This window comes from Geobacillus thermocatenulatus (assembly GCF_002217655.1).
Taxonomy (GTDB): domain Bacteria; phylum Bacillota; class Bacilli; order Bacillales; family Anoxybacillaceae; genus Geobacillus; species Geobacillus thermocatenulatus.
Map to the genome: position 1 here is coordinate 983,300 of NZ_NEWK01000001.1, position 23,117 is coordinate 1,006,416.

Annotated in this window: 19 protein-coding genes and 1 other annotated feature; of the genes, 14 read left to right on the forward strand and 5 right to left on the reverse strand. The window is 54.2% G+C overall.

Annotated features, from left to right (window positions below):
• Window positions 1-11: 11 nt before the first annotated feature.
• Genes B9L19_RS04970 through yihA form a run of 3 tightly spaced genes read left to right on the forward strand, consistent with a single transcriptional unit; the run spans window position 12 to window position 3,139 of the window.
• A complete protein-coding gene (locus B9L19_RS04970; protein ID WP_025949394.1) occupies window positions 12-203 on the forward strand; it encodes a hypothetical protein in 192 nt (63 codons plus the stop codon).
• A gap of 9 nt (window positions 204-212) precedes the next feature.
• Window positions 213-2,555: an endopeptidase La gene (gene lon / locus B9L19_RS04975; protein ID WP_047752709.1), complete on the forward strand. Its 2,343-nt coding sequence runs from the start codon at window positions 213-215 to the stop codon at window positions 2,553-2,555.
• Window positions 2,552-3,139 (forward strand): ribosome biogenesis GTP-binding protein YihA/YsxC, encoded by a 588-nt coding sequence (yihA, locus tag B9L19_RS04980; RefSeq protein ID WP_047752710.1) that lies wholly within the window; start codon window positions 2,552-2,554, stop codon window positions 3,137-3,139. Before lon ends, yihA begins: the two co-directional genes overlap by 4 nt.
• Before the next feature lie 41 nt (window positions 3,140-3,180).
• Here yihA and B9L19_RS19270 read toward each other — a convergent pair whose 3' ends face one another.
• Window positions 3,181-3,699 carry a LiaI-LiaF-like domain-containing protein gene (locus B9L19_RS19270; RefSeq protein ID WP_428839045.1) on the reverse strand — a complete coding sequence of 173 codons (519 nt, stop codon included), beginning with the start codon at window positions 3,697-3,699 and terminating at the stop codon, window positions 3,181-3,183.
• 133 nt (window positions 3,700-3,832) lie between these two features.
• Here B9L19_RS19270 and hemA point away from each other — a divergent pair, with 133 nt between their 5' ends.
• From hemA to ysxE, 8 genes are all read left to right on the forward strand, one after another.
• On the forward strand, window positions 3,833-5,197 hold the full coding sequence (gene hemA / locus B9L19_RS04990; protein WP_025949392.1) for a glutamyl-tRNA reductase: 1,365 nt from the start codon (window positions 3,833-3,835) through the stop codon (window positions 5,195-5,197).
• A gap of 10 nt (window positions 5,198-5,207) precedes the next feature.
• Entirely contained in the window at window positions 5,208-6,026 is an 819-nt protein-coding gene (gene ccsA, locus B9L19_RS04995) for a cytochrome c biogenesis protein (protein ID WP_013144585.1), read from the forward strand.
• A 15-nt stretch (window positions 6,027-6,041) separates the two neighbouring features.
• Entirely contained in the window at window positions 6,042-6,974 is a 933-nt protein-coding gene (gene hemC, locus B9L19_RS05000) for a hydroxymethylbilane synthase (protein WP_025949390.1), read from the forward strand.
• Window positions 6,971-7,741, forward strand: a complete 771-nt coding sequence (locus B9L19_RS05005; protein WP_047752712.1) for a uroporphyrinogen-III synthase — start codon at window positions 6,971-6,973, stop codon at window positions 7,739-7,741. Before hemC ends, B9L19_RS05005 begins: the two co-directional genes overlap by 4 nt.
• Window positions 7,742-8,716: a porphobilinogen synthase gene (hemB, locus tag B9L19_RS05010; protein ID WP_047752713.1), complete on the forward strand. Its 975-nt coding sequence runs from the start codon at window positions 7,742-7,744 to the stop codon at window positions 8,714-8,716. It abuts the gene before it with no gap.
• 16 nt (window positions 8,717-8,732) lie between these two features.
• Window positions 8,733-10,022 (forward strand): glutamate-1-semialdehyde 2,1-aminomutase, encoded by a 1,290-nt coding sequence (gene hemL, locus B9L19_RS05015; protein WP_047752714.1) that lies wholly within the window; start codon window positions 8,733-8,735, stop codon window positions 10,020-10,022.
• 119 nt (window positions 10,023-10,141) lie between these two features.
• Complete coding sequence (spoVID, locus tag B9L19_RS05020; protein WP_047752715.1) at window positions 10,142-11,197, forward strand: stage VI sporulation protein D; 1,056 nt, start codon at window positions 10,142-10,144, stop codon at window positions 11,195-11,197.
• 44 nt (window positions 11,198-11,241) lie between these two features.
• Window positions 11,242-12,273, forward strand: a complete 1,032-nt coding sequence (gene ysxE, locus B9L19_RS05025; protein ID WP_047752716.1) for a spore coat protein YsxE — start codon at window positions 11,242-11,244, stop codon at window positions 12,271-12,273.
• A 38-nt stretch (window positions 12,274-12,311) separates the two neighbouring features.
• On the opposite strand, the gene B9L19_RS05030 is transcribed toward ysxE, so the two are convergent.
• Entirely contained in the window at window positions 12,312-12,500 is a 189-nt protein-coding gene (locus tag B9L19_RS05030) for a hypothetical protein (protein ID WP_011232115.1), read from the reverse strand.
• Window positions 12,501-12,639: 139 nt separating this feature from the next.
• Window positions 12,640-12,875 (forward strand) — a binding site (T-box leader).
• 100 nt (window positions 12,876-12,975) lie between these two features.
• Between B9L19_RS05030 and B9L19_RS05035 the strand changes: the two genes are divergently transcribed.
• From B9L19_RS05035 to B9L19_RS05045, 3 genes are all read left to right on the forward strand, one after another.
• Complete coding sequence (locus tag B9L19_RS05035) at window positions 12,976-15,618, forward strand: valine--tRNA ligase (protein WP_047752717.1); 2,643 nt, start codon at window positions 12,976-12,978, stop codon at window positions 15,616-15,618.
• A 216-nt stretch (window positions 15,619-15,834) separates the two neighbouring features.
• Window positions 15,835-17,127, forward strand: coding sequence for a bifunctional folylpolyglutamate synthase/dihydrofolate synthase (locus B9L19_RS05040; protein ID WP_089113866.1), 1,293 nt, complete (start codon window positions 15,835-15,837; stop codon window positions 17,125-17,127).
• Between the two features lie 137 nt (window positions 17,128-17,264).
• Window positions 17,265-20,099, forward strand: a complete 2,835-nt coding sequence (locus B9L19_RS05045) for a vWA domain-containing protein (RefSeq protein WP_241771958.1) — start codon at window positions 17,265-17,267, stop codon at window positions 20,097-20,099.
• Window positions 20,100-20,131: 32 nt separating this feature from the next.
• Here the strand turns inward: B9L19_RS05045 and B9L19_RS05050 are convergent, their stop codons facing one another.
• The 3 genes from B9L19_RS05050 to B9L19_RS05060 are packed head-to-tail and all read right to left on the reverse strand — an operon-like array spanning window position 20,132 to window position 23,041.
• Window positions 20,132-21,844, reverse strand: coding sequence for a hypothetical protein (locus B9L19_RS05050; RefSeq protein WP_025949381.1), 1,713 nt, complete (start codon window positions 21,842-21,844; stop codon window positions 20,132-20,134).
• 11 nt (window positions 21,845-21,855) lie between these two features.
• The gene (locus tag B9L19_RS05055) at window positions 21,856-22,425 is read right to left on the reverse strand and encodes a PulJ/GspJ family protein (protein WP_025949380.1); all 570 of its coding nucleotides are present in this window, start codon (window positions 22,423-22,425) and stop codon (window positions 21,856-21,858) included.
• A complete protein-coding gene (locus B9L19_RS05060) occupies window positions 22,409-23,041 on the reverse strand; it encodes a type IV pilus modification PilV family protein (RefSeq protein ID WP_025949379.1) in 633 nt (210 codons plus the stop codon). Before B9L19_RS05060 ends, B9L19_RS05055 begins: the two co-directional genes overlap by 17 nt.
• Between the last annotated feature and the right edge of the window lie 76 nt (window positions 23,042-23,117).

Consider the following 23,117-nt stretch of genomic DNA (forward strand, 5'->3'; position numbering starts at 1 on the left):
AAGGCGAACGATTGGCAACGAAAGCGGGCGATCCGCTCGCAACCGAGTCGGGCGGTTCGTCCGGCCTCTCTTTTATGTACGGCTTCGGCGCAAGCGGATCGTCGCTGAAGTCGGTTTTTCTTTGCCTGCAAACGGAGCGCCGCGCGCTTTTCGTTCGTCAAATTTTACAAACCCTGCTGCCGTACTATACAATAAACGAATAGAAGCGAGAGATGGAGGTGTTCGGCGTGAACGGAAAGAAAAAGGAGACGGTCGTTCCACTTTTGCCGCTGCGTGGGCTGCTCGTGTTTCCGACGATGGTGCTCCATTTAGATGTCGGGCGCGAGAAATCGGTCAAAGCGCTCGAACAAGCCATGGTTGAGGATCATATGATTTTGCTGACGTCGCAAAAAGACGTTGCCATCGACGAACCGGACATGGATGACTTATATAAAATGGGAACGATCGCGCGCGTCAAGCAACTTCTAAAACTCCCGAACGGCACGTTCCGCGTGCTTGTCGAAGGCGTCGCTCGGGCGCTCATTACGGAAGTGATCAGCGAGGAGCCGTACTTTCTCGTCAAAGTCGAAAAGTTTGCTGATCGGGCGGCGAAAGATTTAGAAGATGAGGCGCTCAAGCGGACGATGCTTGAATATTTCGAGCAGTACATAAACTTGTCCAAGCGGCTGTCGGTCGACATTTACGCCTCGATCGTCGACATCGATGAGCCGGGGCGAATGGCGGACATCATCGCCTCGCACTTGCCGCTTAAGCTTGAGGAAAAGCAGCGCATTTTAGAAACGATCGACGTGAAAGAGCGCCTCAATAAAATCATCCAAATTTTGCACAACGAAAAAGAAGTGCTCCAGCTTGAGAAAAAGATCAGCGCCCGCGTCAAGCAGTCGATGGAGCGGACGCAAAAAGAGTATTATTTGCGCGAGCAAATGAAGGCGATTCAAAAAGAGCTTGGCGAAAAAGAAGGAAAAACGGGCGAAGTCGAGGAGCTGAAAGAAAAAATCGAGGCGGCCGGCATGCCGGAGCATGTGAAACAAACGGCATTGAAAGAGCTTGACCGCTATGAAAAAATTCCGGCGACCTCAGCGGAAAGCGCAGTCATTCGCAACTACCTCGATTGGCTCATCGCCTTGCCGTGGTCGAAAGAAACGGAAGACATCCACGACATTAAGCGGGCGGAAGCGATTTTAAACGAGGAGCATTACGGGCTCGATAAAGTGAAAGAACGGGTGCTTGAATTTTTATCCGTCAAGCAGCTGACGAAATCGTTAAAAGGTCCGATTCTTTGCCTCGCTGGACCGCCGGGGGTCGGCAAAACGTCGCTCGCCCGCTCGATCGCCAAAGCGCTCGGCCGCCGCTTCGTCCGCGTTTCGCTCGGCGGCGTCCGCGACGAATCGGAAATTCGCGGCCATCGCCGCACGTATGTCGGCGCCATGCCGGGACGCATTATCCAGGGGATGAAAAAAGCAGGCACGATCAACCCCGTCTTCTTGCTTGATGAAATCGACAAAATGTCGAGCGATTTCCGCGGCGATCCATCGGCGGCCATGCTGGAGGTGCTGGATCCAGAGCAAAATCATACGTTCAGCGACCATTACATTGAAGAGCCGTACGATCTATCGAAAGTCATGTTTATCGCCACGGCCAACCATTTGGCGGCGATTCCGCAGCCGCTCTTGGACCGGATGGAAGTGATCCACATACCAGGCTACACAGAAGTGGAGAAGCTGCATATCGCCAAGCGGCATTTGCTGCCGAAACAAATCACCGAGCACGGGCTGAAAAAGGCGGCGTTGCACATTCGCGATGACGCGATGCTCGATATCATCCGCCATTATACGCGCGAAGCCGGGGTGCGGGAGCTTGAGCGGCAGCTCGCCGCGATCTGCCGAAAAGCGGCCCGGCTCATCGTTTCCGGCGAGAAAAAGCGGGTTGTGATCACAGAAAACAATCTTGAGGAATTTTTAGGGAAGCGAAAATACCGCTACGGCCGAGCGGAGGCGGAAGACCAAGTCGGCGTGGCGACCGGGCTGGCGTATACGGCGTTTGGCGGCGATACGCTCGCCATCGAAGTGTCGCTCGCGCCAGGCAATGGGAAACTCGTGCTGACCGGCAAGCTCGGCGATGTCATGAAAGAATCAGCGCAAGCGGCGTTCAGCTACGTGCGGTCGCGCGCTGAGGAGCTTGACATTGATCCGAAGTTCCATGAGAAATATGATATTCACATCCACGTTCCGGAAGGAGCGGTGCCGAAAGACGGGCCATCGGCCGGCATTACGATTGCGACCGCACTCATTTCCGCTTTGACGGGCAAGCCGGTGAGCCGCTTTGTCGGCATGACCGGGGAAATTACGCTGCGCGGCCGCGTTCTTGCGATCGGGGGGCTGAAAGAGAAAACGTTAAGCGCCCATCGCGCCGGATTGAAAACCGTCATTTTGCCGAAAGACAATGAAAAAGATTTGGCTGACATTCCGGAAACGGTGAAGCGCGACTTGCGCTTTGTGCTCGTCTCTCATCTCGATGAGGTGCTGCCGCACGCGCTGGTGGGGTGGAAGCGATGAATGTGAAGAAAGCAGAGCTTGTGACCAGTGCCGTCAAGCTGGAACAATATCCGGACGGCGGACGGCCGGAGGTGGCGCTCGCCGGCCGTTCGAACGTCGGCAAATCATCCTTCATCAACAAAATGATCAATCGGAAAAACTTGGCGCGCACCTCCTCAAAGCCAGGTAAAACGCAAACGTTGAATTTTTATTTGATTAACGACTCGTTTTATTTTGTGGACGTGCCAGGTTATGGTTTCGCCCGCGTGTCGAAGCAGGAGCGGCAAAAATGGGGGAACATGATGGAGACGTACTTTACGACGCGCGAGGTGCTGAAGGCGGCGGTCCTGCTCGTTGATTTGCGCCATCCGCCGACGAAAGACGATGTGATGATGTACGAGTTTTTGAAACACTACGAGATCCCGGTGATCGTCATCGCGACGAAAGCGGATAAAGTGCCGCGCGGCAAGCATCAAAAACATGCGAAAATCGCGCGCGAGACGCTGCGGATGGCTGACGGCGACCCGCTCATTTTGTTTTCCGCCGAGACCGGACAAGGGAAAGACGAAGCATGGGCGGCGCTTTTGCCGTTTGTGGCTTCATGACGAAAACACCAGCGATTCCGCTGGTGTTTTCACTTCCAAGGCTATTTTCGCCTAGTCCATAATAGATAGACGCCGATGGCGATGAGTCCGAGCGGCCAAAACTTCCAGACAGAGGAAAGTCCGGCTTGGACGAGGTGAAAGAATGGCTGGCCGCGCCCGGAAAACGTCAGCACGACAGCGAGAAGCAAAAAAAGCACGCCAAAGCCGGCCCCGCCTTTTTGTTTGCGGCTGCTGGCGAAAAAAGCGAGCGCGATGAGGAAAAAAAACATGTTTACGCCGCGGGGCCAGGCCGAAAATGCACTCGCAAGGAGCAGTTCAACGCCAAATCCAAGCAAAAGGAATCCGGGGAAAAGGTAAGCATATTCGCGCGCTGCATGCGCCTGGCCAAGCAAAGCCGCGCCGCAAATGGCAAGCAAGGCCGGCCATCCTTGGAAGAAATGGAAAAGGGGGGATTCCAACTGTCCGGCGAGAAAATACAGCCCGAGGCCGATGAACAAGATGCCGGCGAATACCGTTCGGGTTTTCATGATCGTCGCGTCCTCCGTTTCCCTTTTGGACATGTTTATGATAGAATGATCACTGTCTACAGTTTAGCATAGCTTTGGAGGCATGTTCACAATTTTTTCAAACCGGAACGATGGACGATTGTGATATAATGATAAAAGGGATTCGGTCAATAAGGGGGTTGGCATCGTGCAAATCGTAGTCGTTGGCGTCGACTATAAAACCGCCCCTGTAGAAATCCGCGAAAAGCTCGCGTTTGCGGAAGCGGAACTCGGTGCGGCGATGAAACAGCTCGCCAAGCAAAAAAGCGTGCTCGAAAACGTGATCGTCTCGACGTGCAACCGGACGGAAGTTTATGCAGTGGTTGATCAACTGCATACCGGCCGTTACTATATGAAAGCATTTTTAGCCGAATGGTTTGGCGTCAAAGTGGAAGCGATTGCTCCGTATTTGCGTGTGCTTGAAGGAGAGGCGGCCATCAAGCATTTGTTCCGCGTGGCGGCCGGCCTTGATTCGATGGTGCTTGGGGAAACGCAAATTTTAGGGCAAGTGAAAGACAGCTATTTGCTCGCTCAAGAGGTCGGGACGAGCGGCACGATTTTTAATCATCTGTTCAAGCAGGCGGTGACGTTTGCGAAGCGCGCCCACTCGGAAACGGGCATCGGCGCGCACGCTGTATCGGTCAGCTATGCGGCGGTTGAGCTGGCGAAGAAGATTTTCGGCCGCCTTGCCGGCAAGCACGTCTTGATTATCGGGGCTGGCAAAATGGGGACGCTGGCGGCGCAAAACTTGTACGGCAGCGGCGTCGGGAAGGTGACGGTCGTCAATCGGACGCTTGAAAAAGCCAAACAGCTTGCGAAGCAGTTTGCCGGCGAAGCGAAGCCGCTCGGCGAATTATCATGCGCTTTGCTGGAAGCGGATATCGTCATCAGCTCGACGGGAGCCAAAGGCTATATTTTGACGAAGGAAATGGTGGCGCCGCTTGAGAAAATGCGCAAAGGCCGCCCGCTCTTGATGGTTGACATCGCGGTGCCGCGCGATTTGGATCCGGCGTTGGCTGATTTGGAAACGGTGTTTTTGTACGACATTGACGATTTGCAAGATGTGGTGGCGGCCAACTTGGCGGAACGGCAAAAGGCAGCAGCTCGCATTGAAATGATGATCGAAGCGGAATTGATGGCGTTCAGCCAATGGATGCAGACGCTCGGCGTCGTGCCAGTCATTGCTGCATTGCGCGAAAAAGCGCTGGCCATCCAAGCGGAAACGATGAAAAGTTTGGAGCGGAAACTGCCGCATTTGTCGGAGCGCGATTGGAAAGTGTTGAATAAGCATACGAAAAGCATTATTAACCAGCTGCTCCGCGATCCGATTTTGCAGGCGAAGGAACTCGCTGCCGGCCCGAATGCCGAGGAGGCGCTTTTGCTGTTTATGAAAATTTTCAATATCGAAGATGCGGTGAAATCCGAGCGGCATATAGAGCAGGCGAAATCCGTGCAATGCGATGAACAAGACGCGGAAGCGGTCCGTGCCGCCCGCCCATCATGGCAGCTGTAAGGTGGGATGGATGGTGGCGCTGTTGTATGAGTTGTCCATTTTGCTTTACATCGCTTCGATCCTATTTTATTTCATCGATTTTTTGCAACAAAACCGGAAGGCGAACGACATCGCCTTCTGGTTGCTTTCTATTGTGTGGCTTTTGCAGACCGTGACGTTTGTTTCCCGCATCATGGAGACGAAGCGCTTTCCGATTTTAACGATGTCGGAAGGGCTTTATTTTTACGCTTGGCTGCTCATTACGCTGTCGCTTGTCATCAATCGGCTGCTGCGCGTCGATTTCATCGTCTTTTTTACGAACGTGCTTGCTTTTTTTATTTTGGCCATTCATACGTTCGCACCGTCTTCGCAGTCGCCGGCTGTTGCGGAGCGGCTCGTTTCGGAGCTGCTTATCATCCACATTACCCTTTCGCTCGGAGCGTATGCGGCGTTTACGCTGTCGTTTCTGTTTTCGGTGCTTTACATGTTGCAGTACAGTTTGCTGAAAAAGAAAAAGTGGGGGGCGCGCCTTTGGCGCATGGCGGATTTGTCGCGGCTTGATTTTTTGTCGTATGTTTTAAATGCGCTCGGCTTGCCTATGTTGTTATTAGGGCTCATTCTTGGCGTGATTTGGGCGTATATTCAAATCGACCATTTCCATTGGTATGATGCGAAAGTGCTCGGGTCGTTTGTCGTTCTTCTCGTCTATGGCGTCTATTTTTACAAGCGAGCCGTCCGGCAGATGCAAGGGAAGGCGATCGCGCTATGGAATATCGGTTCGTTTTTATTTTTGCTTGTCAACTTTTTCTTGTTTGGCAGTTTGTCAAAATTTCATTTTTGGTATTCGTAATTGAGGTGGAACGAGATGCGGAACATTGTCGTTGGCTCGCGGCGCAGCAAGCTTGCCTTGACTCAGACGAAGTGGGTGATCAACGAATTGAAACAGCTTGGGGCGCCGTTTACGTTTGAAGTGAAAGAAATCATCACGAAAGGAGATCGGGTGCTTGATGTTACGCTCTCGAAAGTCGGAGGCAAAGGGTTGTTTGTGAAAGAGATTGAGCATGAATTGCTCGCCGGCGGCATCGATATGGCGGTCCATAGCATGAAAGATATGCCGGCTGTGCTGCCCGAAGGTTTAGTGATCGGTGCGGTTCCGCGCCGCGAAGATGCACGCGATGTGCTTGTCAGCAAAGGAAACCGGATGCTCTCCGACTTGCCGCCTGGGTCGGTCATTGGCACGAGCAGCTTGCGCCGTTCGGCGCAGCTGCTTGCCTATCGCCCGGATTTGACGATCAAATGGATTCGCGGCAATATTGACACAAGGTTGGCGAAGCTCGAAAGCGAAGAGTACGATGCGATCGTGCTGGCGGCGGCGGGTCTTGCACGCATGGGTTGGGGCGATGACGTCATCAGCGACTACCTTCCTTTTGATGTCTGTGTTCCGGCGGTCGGCCAAGGGGCGCTGGCGGTCGAATGCCGGGAGGATGATGACGAATTGCGCCAATGGCTCAGCCGCTTAAACGACGAGCAAACCGAGCGGGCTGTTCGGGCGGAGCGCGCCTTTTTGCAGCAAATGGAAGGCGGCTGTCAAGTGCCGATTGCCGGTTATGCGGAAGTCGAGGGGGGGGCGGTGCGCCTTACTGCGCTTGTGGCCTCCCCGGATGGCAAAGAAAAGTATAAAGAAATGGTCACGGGCGCCGACCCGGAGGCTGTCGGCCGGCAGGCGGCCGCTGTCTTGATCGAACAAGGGGCGAAAGCGCTCATCGAGCGGGTGAAGCGGGAGTTGAGCCAATCATGATACACAACGCGCTCGCTGGCAAAACGGTGCTCGTGACGCGCGGCAAAGAGCAGGCGGCATCGTTTTCTGCCAAGCTGCGCGCTGTCGGCGCCGTTCCGGTCGAGATCCCGCTCATTGCCATCCGACCGGCGGCTGCGCCGGAAGCTGTCGCCGCATTCGTCGAGCGGCTTGGCGAATACCGTTGGCTCATTTTCACAAGCGCGAACGCCGTCCGCTTCTTTTTTCCACATGTTTCGTTGCCGCGTCCGCTTCCGGAAATCGCTGTCGTCGGCCGGAAAACAGCGGCGGCGCTCGCCGAGCATGGTCTTTCCCCGGCGCTCGTGCCGGATGATTACACCGCTAGGCGGCTGGCTGACTTGCTCATGCCGCGCGTCAAACAAGGCGATCGGGTGCTGTTTGTCAAAGGCAATTTGGCGCGTCCGACCTTGCCTGAGGCGTTGCGAAACGCCGGCGCCGCGGTCGACGAGTTCACGGTGTATGAGACCGATCTTGATGAAAGCGGCCGGGAGCGGTTGCTGTCGCTGCTGCGGCGGCGGGAGCTTGATGCGGTCACCTTGATGAGCCCGTCGGCGGTTGACAGCCTTGTCCGCCTTCTCGACAAAGAAGCGGATGCCCTTCTTTCCGGTGTTGCGGTCGCCTGCATCGGACCGGTGACGAAAGAAGCGGCCGAGCGGGCGGGCATTCCGGTCCATATTTGTCCGACGGATTACACGACGGATGGTATAATCAAAGCGATGGAACAATATTTTTCCATGGAGGGACGATGAATGGCACTGTCATTTGACCGCCATCGCCGTCTGCGGCAAACGGCTGCGATTCGGGCGATGGTGCGTGAGACGCATCTTCGCGTCGAGGATCTCATTTATCCGCTGTTTGTGGTCGAGGGAAGCGGCATTAAGCGGGAAGTGCCGTCGATGCCAGGGGTTTACCATTTATCGCTTGACCGCTTATCCGAGGAAGTGGACGACATCGCCAAGCTTGGCATTCCCGCCGTCATGGTGTTTGGCGTGCCGAATGAAAAAGATGAAGTCGGTTCGCAGGCGTATTGCGAAACAGGGATTGTTCAGCGGGCGATCCGCCAAATCAAAGCCGAACACAAAGATCTAGTCGTCATTGCGGATACGTGTTTATGTGAATATACGAGCCACGGCCATTGCGGCGTCGTTGAAAACGAGCGTGTGCTGAACGACCCGTCGCTCGAGCTCCTCGCCAAAACGGCGGTGAGCCAAGCGCAAGCCGGCGCCGACATCATCGCGCCGTCGAACATGATGGACGGCTTTGTCGCCGCCATTCGCCGTGGGCTTGATGAAGCAGGGTTTGAGTATGTGCCGATCATGTCGTATGCCATCAAATACGCTTCGGCGTTTTACGGCCCGTTCCGTGATGCCGCCGACAGCGCGCCGCAGTTTGGCGACCGGAAGACGTACCAAATGGATCCGTCCAACCGCCTTGAGGCGTTTCGCGAGGCGGAGTCGGATGTCAAAGAAGGCGCTGATTTCTTGATGGTGAAGCCAGCGCTTGCCTACATGGATATCATCCGCGACGTCAAAAACCGTTTTCCGCTTCCGCTTGTCGCGTATAACGTGAGCGGCGAGTATGCGATGGTCAAAGCGGCGGCGCAAAACGGTTGGATCGATGAGAAGCCGGTCGTCATGGAAATGTTGACAGGGATGAAACGGGCCGGCGCGGATTTGATCATTACGTATTTTGCGAAAGATGTCGCCCGGTGGCTGACTGAATGAGGGGGAGAGCGGAATCATGCGAAGCTATGAAGGATCGAAAGCGGCCTATGAAGAAGCGGTGAAGTTGATGCCGGGCGGGGTGAACAGCCCGGTGCGCGCCTTCAAGTCGGTCGGGATGACACCGATTTTCATGGCGCGCGGCCAAGGATCGAAAATTTACGATATTGACGGAAATGAGTACATTGATTACGTGCTGTCATGGGGTCCGCTCATTTTAGGGCATGCCCATCCCCAAGTCGTGGAAGCATTGAAGCGTGTGGCGGAACAAGGGACAAGCTTTGGCGCTCCGACATTGCTTGAAAATGAGCTCGCTAAGCTCGTCATCGAGCGGGTGCCGTCGGTGGAAATCGTGCGGATGGTCAACTCCGGCACCGAGGCGACGATGAGCGCCCTCCGCTTAGCGCGCGGCTACACGAAGCGCAACAAAATTATCAAATTTGAAGGCAGCTACCATGGCCATGGCGATTCGCTGCTCATTAAAGCCGGCTCTGGCGTGGCGACGCTCGGCCTGCCGGACAGCCCGGGCGTGCCGGAATCGGTCGCCCAACATACCATCACGGTGCCGTACAATGATTTGGACAGCGTCCGCTATGCGTTTGAGCGGTTTGGCGAAGACATCGCCGCGGTGATCGTCGAACCGGTCGCCGGCAACATGGGCGTCGTTCCGCCAGTGCCTGGCTTTTTGGAAGGGCTGCGCGAGGTGACAAAGCAATACGGAGCCTTATTGATTTTCGACGAGGTCATGACCGGGTTCCGCGTCGATTACCGCTGCGCCCAAGGGTATTATGGCATTGAGCCGGATTTGACGTGCCTTGGCAAAGTGATCGGCGGCGGCTTGCCGGTCGGGGCGTACGGGGGCAAAGCCGAGATCATGGAGCTTGTCGCGCCGAGCGGGCCGGTGTACCAAGCCGGCACGCTCTCCGGCAATCCGCTCGCCATGACGGCCGGGTACGAGACGCTCCGCCAGCTGACGCCGGAAACGTACGAAGAGCTTGGCCGCAAAGCGGCGCGCCTTGCGGACGGGCTTCATCAGGCAGCAGAGAAATATGACATCCCGCATACGATCAACCGCGCGGGGTCGATGATCGGCTTTTTCTTCACGAACGAGCCGGTGGTCAACTACGAGACCGCAAAAACGTCCGACTTGGAGCTGTTTGCCGCCTATTATCGGGAAATGGCGAATGAAGGCATTTTCCTGCCGCCGTCGCAATTTGAAGGGCTGTTTTTGTCGACGGCGCACAGTGATGATGATATTGAATATACGATTGCCGCTGCTGAGCGGGTGTTTGCCCGTCTGCGCGGATAAGGAAAGGGGCTGCCGACCGTCGGCAGCCCAATTTTTTTATCATACCGCCTCGTTTCCGTTCATACAATGGATAATGTCATAGAAACCATTTGCCGAAGGGACGGAAGGAGGAGGCCCGGTTGGAGCAATCGTATTTGCGTTTTTCATTGGAAGAATCGGTCTGGTTTAAAAGGGGACAGGAAGTCGCCGAGTTTTTATCCATTTCTCTTGATCCGGTCATTTCCGTCGATGAGTACGACCAATACATTACGATCCGCGGCGCGCTTGAGTTAAGCGGCGAATTCCGCCAAGCGGGCAAAGGGCAGGCTGAAGCGGATGACGACGTGTTTGAGCTGGCTGGTTATCGGTTCATTCAGCACATTTCGGTGCGCGAAGACGGGATCAGCGAACTGTCACACCGTTTTCCAATCGATATTACGATTCCAAAAAACCGCATTCGTTCCCTTGAGGATGTGTACGTGACAGTTGAATCGTTTGATTATGATTTGGATGAAAACGGAAGATTGCTGATCACGGCCGACATTTCGATCAGCGGCATCAGTGAAGCGCCGCTTGGCGATGATTTGCCGGACGATGAGGAGGACGATGAGCCGCTGTTTGCCCCGTTTGAATCAATCGCCCGCAAGGAAGCGGCCGGTGAGGAAGCGTTTGCTTCCGTGGATGATCTCGCCGATGAGGCGGATGAACAGCCGGCTTTTGCCGCCGACGAAACGACGGTTTCCGTCATGGAGCCGGCCGTCATGCGTCATGAAGAAACGGAGGCTGAGGAAGAAGAGGAGGCCAAAGAGCCGTTTTTGCCGCTTGAGACGGAAACGAAGGCGGTCAGCGCACAGACAGAGGAAGACATCGCTTCACTGCTGCCGCCAACGGAGGCGAAGGTATCGATCGGGGCGGCGAAAAAGGCGGTTGAGGAAGAAGAGAAAGAAGAAACGAAAACAAAAAGCGAAAATGCGCTTTACTTGACGAAACTGTTTGCGAAAAGCGAGGCGGAAGAGTTTACGAAACTGAAAATTTGCATCGTCCAGCAAGGAGATTCATTGGACAAGATTGCCGAACGGTATGATGTGACCGTCTCACAGCTTTTGCGCGCCAATGATTTGGAAAGCCCAGATGACGTGCACGAGGGGCAGCTTTTGTATATTCCGGCCATGGCGGGAAGCCGTCCTTTCTCATAAAAGGGACGCTTTCCGTTTCTTTTGCCGATAAGGGGGGCGTAACGATGGCCGCACAGTCTGACCGATACGATGCTGTGCTCGTCCAGTATGGGCTTCGTCCAGTGCGCATGGAGCAGCGAGGCAAAGCCGTCAAGGTATACACGAACCGCGGCGTTTTCGCTTTAAAGCCGCTTGAAAGCGAGCAAGAAGCCGCCGCCGTTTGGCAGTCTCTTCAGCATGGCGGCCCCCGCTGTCTCCCCCTTTGCCTGACGCGGCGGCGGTCGCTGTTTGCCCTAGAAGGCGGCCGTCTTTATTATTTGCAAGCATGGCATGACGGCGAATCAAAGGTGGAGAAGGATGCGGTGGCCGCCTTTTTTCGCGAGCTCGCCCGCCTCCATCGCGCCACCGTCCACACGATCGAGGTGAGTGAAGAAGAGGCGGCGGCGTACCGAAAGCAAAAAAAGGACGAATGGCAACGGGCGAGGACGGTGTGGGAAGAACGAATTGAGCGGTACGAGGCGGCGTGGTACATGTCTCCGTTTCAGCTCCAATGCTGCACCTATTTCTATGAGGTGATGCGCGCATACTCGTTCGCTGAAGAACGGCTCGAGGTGTGGGAAGAGACGCTCAAAGAGACGAAGCAATGGCGCATCGCTTGGGTGCACGGCAAAGCGCGCCTCTCCCACTATATTCCGCCGTATTGGATCAGTTGGGAGCGGGCGCATTGGAATTCGCCGCTCTTTGATGTGATCGCCGCGCTCCGTTTTCACGTACGGACAATGCCGCCGCTTGGGCGCGAGTGGCTTGAAGGGATGGGGGAGTACGAGAAGGAGCTGCCGCTGTCCGACGGGGAGCGGGCGTTTTTATACAGCCATTTGGCGGAGCCGCGTGGGTTTGTCCGCTGTCTGGAGCGGTATGAGGCCGCTTCGCGGAACGAGCGGAACGAACGGGAATATGTGGCCGCGTTGCAGCGTCGTTATTTGGCGTTCAAAAATATGGAGGCGCTCGTGATGCACCTTGTCCAACGCGACGCCGCGCGGCAGCAGGAAGAAGCGGCGGACAACGAACCGCCGGCGGATGAAAGCAACAATGGTTAAATGGATGTTGAATGCAGCCCAAACAAAATGGCGTCCCACTAAATCCATTCCAAATGGAGCGCCACGGCAATGAAAACGAAGATGGCCAATAAAATGACATCAAACGTCGTTGGCAGAAAAATGGTGCGGATCGCTTGAAAAATGGTGAGCGGGATAATCACTTGGGCGCAGACGGCCCGCACTTGCCTCAGCCACGGGGGCCACGAATACGGGTTGAATCGCCGCATCGGCATTCCCTCCTTCCCCGGTTTACTATACAATATGAAACGTGCGATCGTTTGTCACCAAATGCACACGGATGGAATAAATAAATAAAAACTTGGCAAAGATGATGGACAATGGTAGTATAATAATCGAACCATGATGACAAAAGCGAAGACGGGGAGGAGTACAGCGGCCCGCGCCTGCAGAGAGGGAAATCAGAAGCTGCGAGATTTCCTAGGATGGCGGCTGCTGGAAGGTCGCCCTTGAGCTGCTTCGTTGAAAGGCGCTGCTGCCGAGTAGGGGAAGCCGGCGTGATGCCGTTATGCCAATGAAGCGCTTAAGCCTTTGGGCTTAAGAAAAAAGGTGGTACCGCGAAAGCAGCTCCTTTCGTCCTTTTTGGATGAAAGGGGCTTTTTTGCTTGCCGGCTGCGCGGCATTGCTCAGTGGGAAGCCGCCGTCGGCCGCATTGTCCATCATGTCGAGGGAGGGAAATGAAACATGGCACAGCATGAAGTATCGATGCCGCCGAAATACGACCATCGCGCCGTCGAAGCGGGGCGCTACGAGTGGTGGCTGAAAGGAAAATTTTTTGAAGCGACCGGCGACCCGAACAAACAACCGTTTACGATCGTCATTCCGCCGCCCAACGTCACTGGCAAGCTGCATTTAGGACATGCATGGGATACGACGTTGCAAGACATCATTACGCGCATGAAACGGATGCAAGGGTATGACGTTTTGTGGCTTCCGGGAATGGATCACGCCGGCATCGCCACCCAGGCGAAAGTGGAAGAGAAGCTGCGCCAGCAAGGGCTGTCGCGCTACGACCTAGGCCGTGAAAAGTTTTTAGAAGAAACGTGGAAGTGGAAGGAAGAATACGCCGGCCATATTCGCAGCCAATGGGCGAAGTTAGGGCTTGGGCTTGATTACACGCGCGAGCGATTCACGCTCGATGAGGGACTGTCCAAAGCGGTGCGCGAAGTGTTCGTCTCACTCTACCGAAAAGGGCTTATTTACCGCGGCGAGTACATCATCAACTGGGACCCGGTGACGAAAACCGCGTTGTCGGACATTGAGGTCGTATATAAAGAAGTGAAAGGCGCGCTCTACCATATGCGCTATCCGCTCGCCGACGGCTCCGGCTTCATCGAGGTGGCGACGACCCGTCCGGAGACGATGCTCGGCGATACGGCCGTTGCGGTGCATCCGGATGACGAGCGGTACAAGCACTTGATCGGCAAAATGGTGAAATTGCCGATCATTGGCCGCGAAATACCGATCATTGCCGACGAATATGTCGATATGGAGTTCGGCTCCGGGGCGGTCAAAATTACGCCGGCGCACGACCCGAACGACTTTGAAATTGGCAACCGCCACAACTTGCCGCGCATTCTCGTCATGAACGAAGACGGCACGATGAATGAAAACGCCATGCAATACCAGGGGCTTGACCGGTTTGAATGCCGGAAGCAGATCGTCCGCGATTTGCAAGAACAAGGCATCCTTTTCAAAATCGAGGAGCACGTGCACTCCGTCGGCCATAGCGAACGAAGTGGCGCAGTGGTGGAACCGTATTTGTCGACGCAATGGTTCGTGAAAATGAAGCCGCTCGCCGAAGCCGCCATCAAGCTGCAGCAAACCGACGGCAAAGTGGAGTTCGTGCCGGAACGGTTTGAAAAAACGTATTTGCATTGGCTTGAAAACATCCGTGACTGGTGCATTTCGCGCCAGCTTTGGTGGGGGCATCGCATCCCGGCATGGTACCATAAAGAAACGGGTGAAATTTACGTCGACCATGAGCCGCCGAAAGACATCGAAAACTGGGAACAAGACCCCGATGTGCTCGACACATGGTTCAGCTCGGCGCTTTGGCCGTTCTCGACAATGGGATGGCCGGATGTGGAATCGCCGGATTACAAGCGCTACTACCCGACCGATGTGCTGGTCACCGGCTATGACATCATTTTCTTCTGGGTGTCGCGCATGATTTTTCAAGGGCTCGAATTCACCGGGAAGCGCCCGTTCAAAGACGTGCTGATCCACGGCCTCGTCCGCGACGCCCAAGGGCGGAAAATGAGCAAGTCGCTCGGCAACGGCGTCGATCCGATGGATGTGATCGACCAGTACGGCGCCGATGCGCTCCGTTACTTCTTGGCGACCGGAAGCTCGCCAGGGCAAGACTTGCGCTTCAGCACCGAAAAAGTCGAAGCGACGTGGAATTTTGCCAACAAAATTTGGAACGCCTCGCGCTTTGCCTTGATGAACATGGGAGGCATGACGTACGAAGAGCTTGATTTGAGCGGCGAAAAAACGGTCGCCGACCATTGGATTTTAACGCGTCTCAACGAGACGATCGATACGGTGACGAAGCTCGCGGAGAAATACGAATTCGGCGAAGCGGGGCGTACGCTGTACAACTTTATTTGGGACGACTTGTGCGACTGGTACATTGAAATGGCGAAATTGCCGCTTTACGGTGACGACGAAGAGGCGAAAAAGACGACGCGCTCCGTGTTGGCGTACGTGCTCGACAATACGATGCGCCTGCTTCACCCGTTCATGCCGTTCATTACCGAGGAAATTTGGCAAAACTTGCCGCATGAAGGCGAATCGATCACCGTCGCTCCGTGGCCGCAAGTGCGCCCTGAGCTGTCGAACGAAGAAGCCGCGGAAGAAATGCGGCTGTTGGTTGACATCATCCGCACCGTCCGCACCGTCCGCGCCGAAGTGAACACGCCGCCGAGCAAGCCGATTGCGCTCTATATTAAGGTGAAAGATGAACAAGTGCGGGCGGCGCTCATGAAAAGCCGCGCCTATTTGGAGCGGTTCTGCAACCCGAGCGAGCTCTTGATCGATCCGAACGTTCCCGCGCCGGACAAAGCGATGACGGCGGTCGTCACCGGTGCCGAGCTCATCATGCCGCTTGAAGGGTTGATCAACATCGAAGAAGAAATCAAGCGGCTCGAAAAAGAGCTTGACAAATGGAACAAAGAAGTCGAGCGCGTCGAAAAGAAACTGGCGAACGAAGGATTTTTGGCGAAAGCGCCGGCCCATGTCGTCGAAGAAGAGCGGCGCAAACGGCAAGATTACATCGAAAAACGCGAAGCCGTCAAGGCGCGCCTCGCCGAGCTCAAACGGTAGACAAACGATCTGGCGGTTGATTATGATGAAGACGAATCCGCTTTCCTGTGGATTCGTCTTTTTCGATGAATTATGATGGAAGGTTGGCATATTCTGAGAAGAGGTTTGTTGTCAACATATACTCCCTTTCGCCATGCTTCTCGATGTGTGGCGCAGCTGCCGCATGAAGCCGGCAGGGGGCGGCAAGACACCAATGGAAAAAGGAGGACGATGGACATGGTTCGAACGTATGAAGAAGCGGTCGCTTGGATTCACGGGCGGCTGCGGCTCGGCATGAAACCGGGATTGAAACGGATGGAATGGATGATGGAACAACTCGGCCACCCGGAACGCCGCGTCCGCGCCGTCCATATCGGGGGGACGAACGGCAAAGGGTCAACGGTCGCCTATTTGCGCTCCATTTTGCAGGCGGCGGGCTATTCGGTCGGCACGTTCACCTCGCCGTATGTCGAGCAGTTTAACGAGCGGATCAGCATCAACGGCGAACCGATTTCCGATCAAGAGATCGTCGAGCTCGTGCGAGTCATTCAGCCGCTCGCGGATGAATTGGAACAAACAGAGCTTGGCGGGCCGACCGAATTTGAAGTGATCACGGCCATGATGCTGTATTATTTCGGCAAACAAAACATTCAAGACATCGTGCTCGTCGAAGTCGGGCTCGGCGGCCGCCTGGACTCAACCAACATCATTTATCCGCTCCTTTCCGTCATTACGAACGTCAGCTACGATCATATGAACATCTTAGGCGATACGCTCGATCAGATCGCCGTGGAAAAAGCGGGGATCATTAAATCAGGGGTTCCGCTTGTGACAGCGGTCAACGAGCCCGAAGCGTGGGAGGTGATCGCCAAGACGGCGGTGGAGCGGAAGGCGAAAACATATCGTCTCGGCGTCGATTTCACCGTTTCCGAGCGGCAGGCGACGGTGGAAGGGGAGCAGTTTTCGCTTGTCACACCGTTTGCCGAATATCGTGATTTGCGCATTCAAATGCCCGGCGCCCATCAAGTCGAAAACGCGGCGGTAGCGGTGATGGCGGCAGAATTGTTGCGCCTTGGCTATTCGTTTTTGATCGATCCGGAGCATATCGCCGATGGGCTGGCCACAGCCGCTTGGCCCGGCCGGTTTGAGCGGGTGAGCGGCAAACCGCTCATCATCCTCGACGGCGCCCATAACGAAGCCGGCATTCGCGCCCTTGTCGAGACGGTGCGCGCTCATTATCCCGACAAGCGCGTTCATGTCTTGTTCGCCGCGCTGACAGACAAGCCGCTGGAGCGGATGATTCGGCACCTGGACGAGCTGGCGACAACGATGACGTTTACAACGTTCGATTTTCCGCGCGCGGCGGCGGCGGAACAGCTGGCGGCGCTTTCAACTCATCAACAAAAGGCAGCTGTTCATCAGTGGGAAGAGTGGATTGGCGAACAGGCATCGCGGTTGACTGATCAAGACATGCTGTTGATTACTGGATCTTTGTACTTTATTTCTGACGTAAAAAAAAGAATCGGATAAGAAAATTTTGCTATCAACTGCAATAGTAGAATGATATAATAAAGAAAATAGGAATTTTGTCTTGAAATGGGGAGAGGGCCATGAAAAAAAAGGGGCTTTTTCAAACGCTTATAGCTGCGATATGGGCATTTGTGCTTATGTTTGGCTTAGTAGGGAAAGGGGAGACGGTGCAAGCAGCCTCTTCCTCTCTGCCGTCGCTCCAATTTCAATTGTCTTCCTCGCAGCCAGAGTATGTTAAACCTCCGAATGCCGATGCACAAGGGAGGCTTGATGTGACGCTCAATCCGCAAGGAGCGGTGTCCACCATCATCCGCCCTCCGATCGATGTTGTGTTTGTCATGGATGTGTCGGGATCGATGACGATGCCGATGACGAAGCTGCAAAGCGCGAAATCGGCTTTGGAGACGGCTGTTAATTACTTTAAGTCGAATTACAATGGAAATGACCGTTTCGCGCTCATCCCGTTTTCCGACGGAATCCGGCAGGCAAGCGTCGTTCCGTTCGGAAAATATTCGGATGTAGCAAGCCAGCTCGACGCCATTCTCAATACAGGGAACAGCTTGACCGCCAGCGGCGGGACGAATTACTCGGCGGCATTGTCTCTTGCCCGGTCCTATTTCACTGATCCGACGCGCAAAAAATACATTATTTTCTTAACCGATGGCATGCCGACTGTGTTGAATACAACCGATTCCATTACGTATCGGGAAGTCAAGCCAAAATTTGTGGGCGGATACCAGTATACAGGAACTAAAATCACCGCTTCTCTTCCCGTAACGTATGAATTGTACAGCGATGGACGGACGGCGGGCGCCCGCTTTACAGACAACAAAGGATACACCCGCCAATTTTACAGTGATGGCCGTGACTATGTGAATGGCTCTTTCGTATCTTGGGATAATGGCTATCCATTCACGTACAGCAACTTGGAAGAGAAAATCCGAAGCGATGCCACAGCGGTGGCGAAAACGCTCGGGATGAACAACATCACTCTTCTCTCAATCGGCTTTGGTGAAAGCGACGATGTGGACATGGACTATTTGGGCGCGTTGTCCACGACAGCGGGAGGCGAGGCGCGGCAAGGAACGGCGCAAAATCTGGCCGCTCTGTTCCAACGCTTCTCCCAGCTCGCCACAACGCCGGCGCTTACAGGCACGGTGCGCATCCCGCTTTCGTCGTTCGGCGGCAATGTCACCATTGCGGAAAACGGCCAAGTATGGCTCGATGAAAACAAGCAAAACGCCTATATTTCCTTTTCCATTCCGTATCAAGTCGGACAAAGCGCTCCTCCGCCCGTCACGTTTTCCATTCCGGTTTCGTTTAAGGCGAAAGGGACGTATACGTTCAACGCTGAATTGACCTATCGGGATGTATACGGCCAGCTGCAGCCGTCGGTGACGAAATCGGTGACGGTCACGGTCAAGGATGAAGCGCCGCCGTCCTTTACAGGCACAGTGAAATTGCAAGGATTGGTCAATAAGGTTGATAGCTTGATCAAGCGGGGAGCGGCTGATGGGGAAGACAATCGTTTCCGGGCCACGTATTCGTTGTCGCTTGTCGGGTATGTCGGCAATGCGACCGGGACGATCAGCAACGTAAAAATCGTTCAGGAGCTTCCTGACGGGATCTCTGTCGTCCCCGATGGCAAAGTGGTGATGTACGAGGAAAATGGGAAGCGTTATGCACAATGGTCGTTTGCCAACCAGACGTTCGACTACAGCCAATTGAATAAGTTGACGCTCTCAGCGCAGTGGGTGATGCAGGCTGATTTTGCCATGAGCAATGTCCAATTGCCCCCTGCGGTCGTGACGTTCACCGACAGCCGCTATGGGGCGAGGACGTCGCCGCTTTCGCCGTCGTCGGAGCGGATCGGTATGAGGGTTCGTTTAGATGATTTTCCAAACTTTTACTATGAAGGCGATGAAAGCGGGCTAATCAGCAAATGGCAAACGTTCACCGCTTCTTCATCCTTGGTCGGAACGAGCAAACATCCTAACTCGTATGGATTGCTGCAGCTCCCTGTCAAGGCGCTTCAATATGACCGAACTGATGACGGCGTGCTGCTTGTCACCTACAGCAATGGCCAAACGGTGCCCGTGTATATTAAGCCTCATCTCTCGGTGACAACATCAAAAGGCACAGTGGCGAATGGAGCAATGACGTACGAGGCGCCTACCGTCAAATTGATGGGACCTGTGGCCGGTGAAGGCGTGTCTTATCAGTATCAAATTGTGCGCAATGGCGTGGCGTCCGCTTGGATGGCGCTCAGTTCTCCGTATGAAATTCCGATCTCAAACGATGGATCGTACGCCGTGAACGTGCAGTCATCCGGGGGATTGACGAGAGGAACAGGATTGGCGAGTGCAGCGTTTACGTATACAAAGTTGATCACCGAGTTGAAGCTCGGCGCGTATCAGGCGGCGATGAACGTCGGGGATGTGCAGACGATCCCGGTGACGATTGTCCCGAACGATGCGACGAACAAAACACTAGTATGGTCGTCAAGCGATAATGCCGTGGCTGTTGTGCAAAACGGAGTTGTCACAGCGCTGAAACCAGGGACGGTTGCCATTACAGTGCGTTCTACAGACGGCGGGAATGCCTCTGCGACGGCGTCTATCCGTGTGATTGATCCGTACGTAGCGCTCACAGGCATAGCTTTCCGCAACCCGGTGATCTATATGAATCCGGGCGATCGGCTCGAAGTGGCGGAACAGCTCCGCTTTATCCCGGAAAATGCGACGGATAAAACGCTCCGCTCAGTGACGTCATCCGATTCGAGATTTGTCAACATTGTTCAGCAAAATGGCAGGTGGTATTTGCAGGCTGTGGATGTCGGATACGCGACCGTTGCGGCGACAGCAAACGTGAAGGCTCCAGATGGGCGTGACATTCAAGCAGAGGCGATGGTCATCGTGCGCCCGCCGTCCACGAACAATAATGGCGGTGGAAACAGCGGAGGTAGATGGTAAAGAAAAAGCGGCTCCAAACGGGAGCCGCTTTTTCATTTCACTTCTAGACGATCGACGACAAGCGAAAGGCGGTTGACAAACGGGAGCCCTGTTCCTTGTTCAATGAGCACTTCAGGGCGATAACGGACAATCAGGCGTGAGGCGAGCGGATCGGTGACCGGCGTAAATTGTTTTGGCTCCTCATTGTCTCCGTTCACTTGGCCGCGGAACGCGTTGATAACCAGCCCTTCGACATCGGCATCCGGCGCTGCCGTCCCGTTTCCGCGCGCGAACAGCCCCCCTTCGATATATAAGTAAGATCCGACGGCGTAAATGGTGGCGCTGCTGTCCGTATAGAAGTAGCCTTTTAAGTTCGGCGTTCGAATGGACGGATTATCAAACTCATTGATGCGGGAAAGATCGAGCGTTCCTTTCGACAACAACACAACTCCCTTGCCGCTTTCAGCACGCTCAATTCGGCTTTGGTAAATTTTCGTTTTGCCCATGACGTAAATGCTGGCATCGAGTTTCACATTTCCGGTGATCGTCATATTGCCGAAAACGATGAAATTTCCGTACACATTGATAAAATGGTTCGAGTTTGTCGGGCCATTGAGCGTTAGATCGCCGTTGACGATGAGCCACTGGTTGATCTTGTTGGCAGCGTCCTTTCGAATGTCCACATCCCCCGTAAGCGCGCCGTTTCCATCTAAATAGAGCGGTTTTTCCTTTGAAATTTGCTTGAGCACTTTTTCCAGCGGGGTTGTTTGGTCGGCAGTGATCCGCGTCCACTGGTTGGATAATGCCACCGCTAAACGCTGCAACGCCCCTGTTTTGTCGGCTGCTTCTTGAACACGTTGTATGTTGGCAAGATACGAATCGCTAGTTTGTGAAATCGCTGTTGCCAGCAACAGCTTATCGGCAACCGTCAAATCGAAATCCACATCGATGAAGTCTTCGTTTTCCTGTTTGGCAGAAGGCGCCGGTTCGACAACATCTGTCGGCCAAACAGGCGTCCAATTGCCTGACATGGAAAAACGGGTTTGATTCGCTGTCCAACAACTGGTTGTTTGACCGCATGCCATCAGCTGGCCATCGCTTGTATACCAGACGGACGAAGGAGAAAGGCGAGGCATGCCGGCGTTGGGCGAAGCGACGGTTAATTGGCCGTTCTGTTTGACATAGTTGGTCGCGTTGCTGGCATAAGCGTGTCCCCCGGCGTAGACGTTCCCTTTCTCGACATAGACGCCTCCGTTTAACACGACATCGTTGTTCGACCCGAGCGCATACTTGAGAAAACTTGGCGTATTGGTGACAAATACAAGGCGTTCAACAGTCCGCTCCCGGTGGCCATCGGTGAATCGCTTTGATAAACGGAGGGCGCGGAGGAACACTTCGTTCTTCGGAATAGCATACTGCCCGCTTTCGTCCACTATGTTTACGCCGTAGCGGGCAGTCAAACGGCCAGCGATCGTGTTTTCCGCAGGTGATGAGCTGTCTGTCCCGAGAAACTGATCCCACTGATTAGGGGTGAAAATGCGATGATCGACAAAAAAATTGGGGGCGGATAACTGCGCTTTGAAATCCGCCAATGCCTCGTTAAGCTCTGTTTTTGCTTCATGCAGCGACTGCACGTCATCGACGCGCGCTGTTGTAAATTGAGCGTGTTGAACAGCGGCGGTGACAATGGTCAACCCGAGCAATAAAAAGATGGTGACGACAAGCAAAGTGGTGATTAAGCTGTATCCTTGCTCTTTTTGAAGCATATTGCTTCCCCCTAAAAACCAAATTCCGTTCGCAATGTGAACGGTTGGATCGAGATGACTCCATGGTTTTCCCCGTCTTTGATCGTTAAGGTCATTGTGAGGACACCGCTTCGGCAAATCGTTCCTTCCCTGCGCGCACAGCGGAAGGAAAGTGATGAAGAATCATCAAGCAAAAGGCGGGTGGACGTGATCGTCTCTCCATCAACCATCAACTTTCCGTTTCCAATGGAAATGGTCCGAACGCTCGGTTCCGCCGCTTGTTCACGGGAAACGAGGCCGACTTGACCGTTTGTCTGAAACTGCTCATTTTTAATGAATGACAGTTGCCGCAACGGCTTATTTTCTTGATTTTGCCCCGCGTCAAGGCCATCCGGAGAGAATGAATACAGCGTGTTCATCAGGCGGGCCGCTGCATAATCCGCTTCGCTGCGCAGCTCATTTTCAATGCCGATTCGCTCATACACGCGAATGCCGGCGACAAACACAGTGTAGATGATTCCAATGATCAGCATCGAAATCGTGATAGCGGCCAACAGTTCTACAAGCGACATGCCTGCTTGATTGTCAACGGATCGTTTCATCGGTGATCACTCCTTCGACCCATGTCATCTCACGAGTTTTTTCCCCATAGCGGACGATGGCGTATATTTTCATCATGTAGCGTCCAGCATCTGAAGACACGACGCGGGTTCGTTCTGTTCGAATGGCGTCTTTCAGTTGATCCGGAAAGGATTGGAATTCGCTCGAACGAAGAAATGAGTCCCACCCTTGTTGGTCAGAGCGGATGACATAGATCGTTGTTGCATATGGAACGTCGTTTACTTTTGGAGAGAGCTGGGCGGCGCATGCCTCCTGTACAGAGATCGTTCCGCTTTCATTTCCCCGCGAAAACAGGAGGTTCAGCAGTTCCGTTTGACTGCAACTCGTTTCGTCCACCTTTAGAAAAGAAGTGCCGCTGTTCGCCATGTAATTGGCCAATGAAGCAAAGCGCACATTTTTCTCAAAATATGACGCCGTCCCTCTTGCGAGATGAATGGCCACTGTCCTCTGTTCGTTGTCGGCCGTGTAGTTCATGGCGTTCGTAAAGAAGGAAAACAAGCCGATTGCCACTGCGGACAGCAATGCGACGGACAGCAAGGTTTCGATGAGCGTAAATCCTCCTTTAGGATGGGAAGAAGCAAAATTCTTTTCCGCCATTTGCCACAACCTTCTTTCAAAATATGTAACTTTATTATACAATATGTAAGAGTCGAATGTTGCAGATTTTTATCAT

Bases quoted from the DNA above. Each gene is read 5' to 3' on its own strand.
- lon (WP_047752709.1), top strand. From the start codon at position 213: ATGGAGGTGTTCGGCGTGAACGGAAAGAAAAAGGAGACGGTCGTTCCA.
- yihA (WP_047752710.1), top strand. From the start codon at position 2,552: ATGAATGTGAAGAAAGCAGAGCTTGTGACCAGTGCCGTCAAGCTGGAA.
- B9L19_RS19270 (WP_428839045.1), bottom strand. From the start codon at position 3,699: ATGTCCAAAAGGGAAACGGAGGACGCGACGATCATGAAAACCCGAACG.
- ccsA (WP_013144585.1), top strand. From the start codon at position 5,208: ATGGTGGCGCTGTTGTATGAGTTGTCCATTTTGCTTTACATCGCTTCG.
- hemC (WP_025949390.1), top strand. From the start codon at position 6,042: ATGCGGAACATTGTCGTTGGCTCGCGGCGCAGCAAGCTTGCCTTGACT.
- B9L19_RS05005 (WP_047752712.1), top strand. From the start codon at position 6,971: ATGATACACAACGCGCTCGCTGGCAAAACGGTGCTCGTGACGCGCGGC.
- hemB (WP_047752713.1), top strand. From the start codon at position 7,742: ATGGCACTGTCATTTGACCGCCATCGCCGTCTGCGGCAAACGGCTGCG.
- hemL (WP_047752714.1), top strand. From the start codon at position 8,733: ATGCGAAGCTATGAAGGATCGAAAGCGGCCTATGAAGAAGCGGTGAAG.
- ysxE (WP_047752716.1), top strand. From the start codon at position 11,242: ATGGCCGCACAGTCTGACCGATACGATGCTGTGCTCGTCCAGTATGGG.
- B9L19_RS05030 (WP_011232115.1), bottom strand. From the start codon at position 12,500: ATGCGGCGATTCAACCCGTATTCGTGGCCCCCGTGGCTGAGGCAAGTG.
- B9L19_RS05035 (WP_047752717.1), top strand. From the start codon at position 12,976: ATGGCACAGCATGAAGTATCGATGCCGCCGAAATACGACCATCGCGCC.
- B9L19_RS05040 (WP_089113866.1), top strand. From the start codon at position 15,835: ATGGTTCGAACGTATGAAGAAGCGGTCGCTTGGATTCACGGGCGGCTG.
- B9L19_RS05045 (WP_241771958.1), top strand. From the start codon at position 17,265: ATGTTTGGCTTAGTAGGGAAAGGGGAGACGGTGCAAGCAGCCTCTTCC.
- B9L19_RS05050 (WP_025949381.1), bottom strand. From the start codon at position 21,844: ATGCTTCAAAAAGAGCAAGGATACAGCTTAATCACCACTTTGCTTGTC.
- B9L19_RS05055 (WP_025949380.1), bottom strand. From the start codon at position 22,425: ATGAAACGATCCGTTGACAATCAAGCAGGCATGTCGCTTGTAGAACTG.
- B9L19_RS05060 (WP_025949379.1), bottom strand. From the start codon at position 23,041: ATGGCGGAAAAGAATTTTGCTTCTTCCCATCCTAAAGGAGGATTTACG.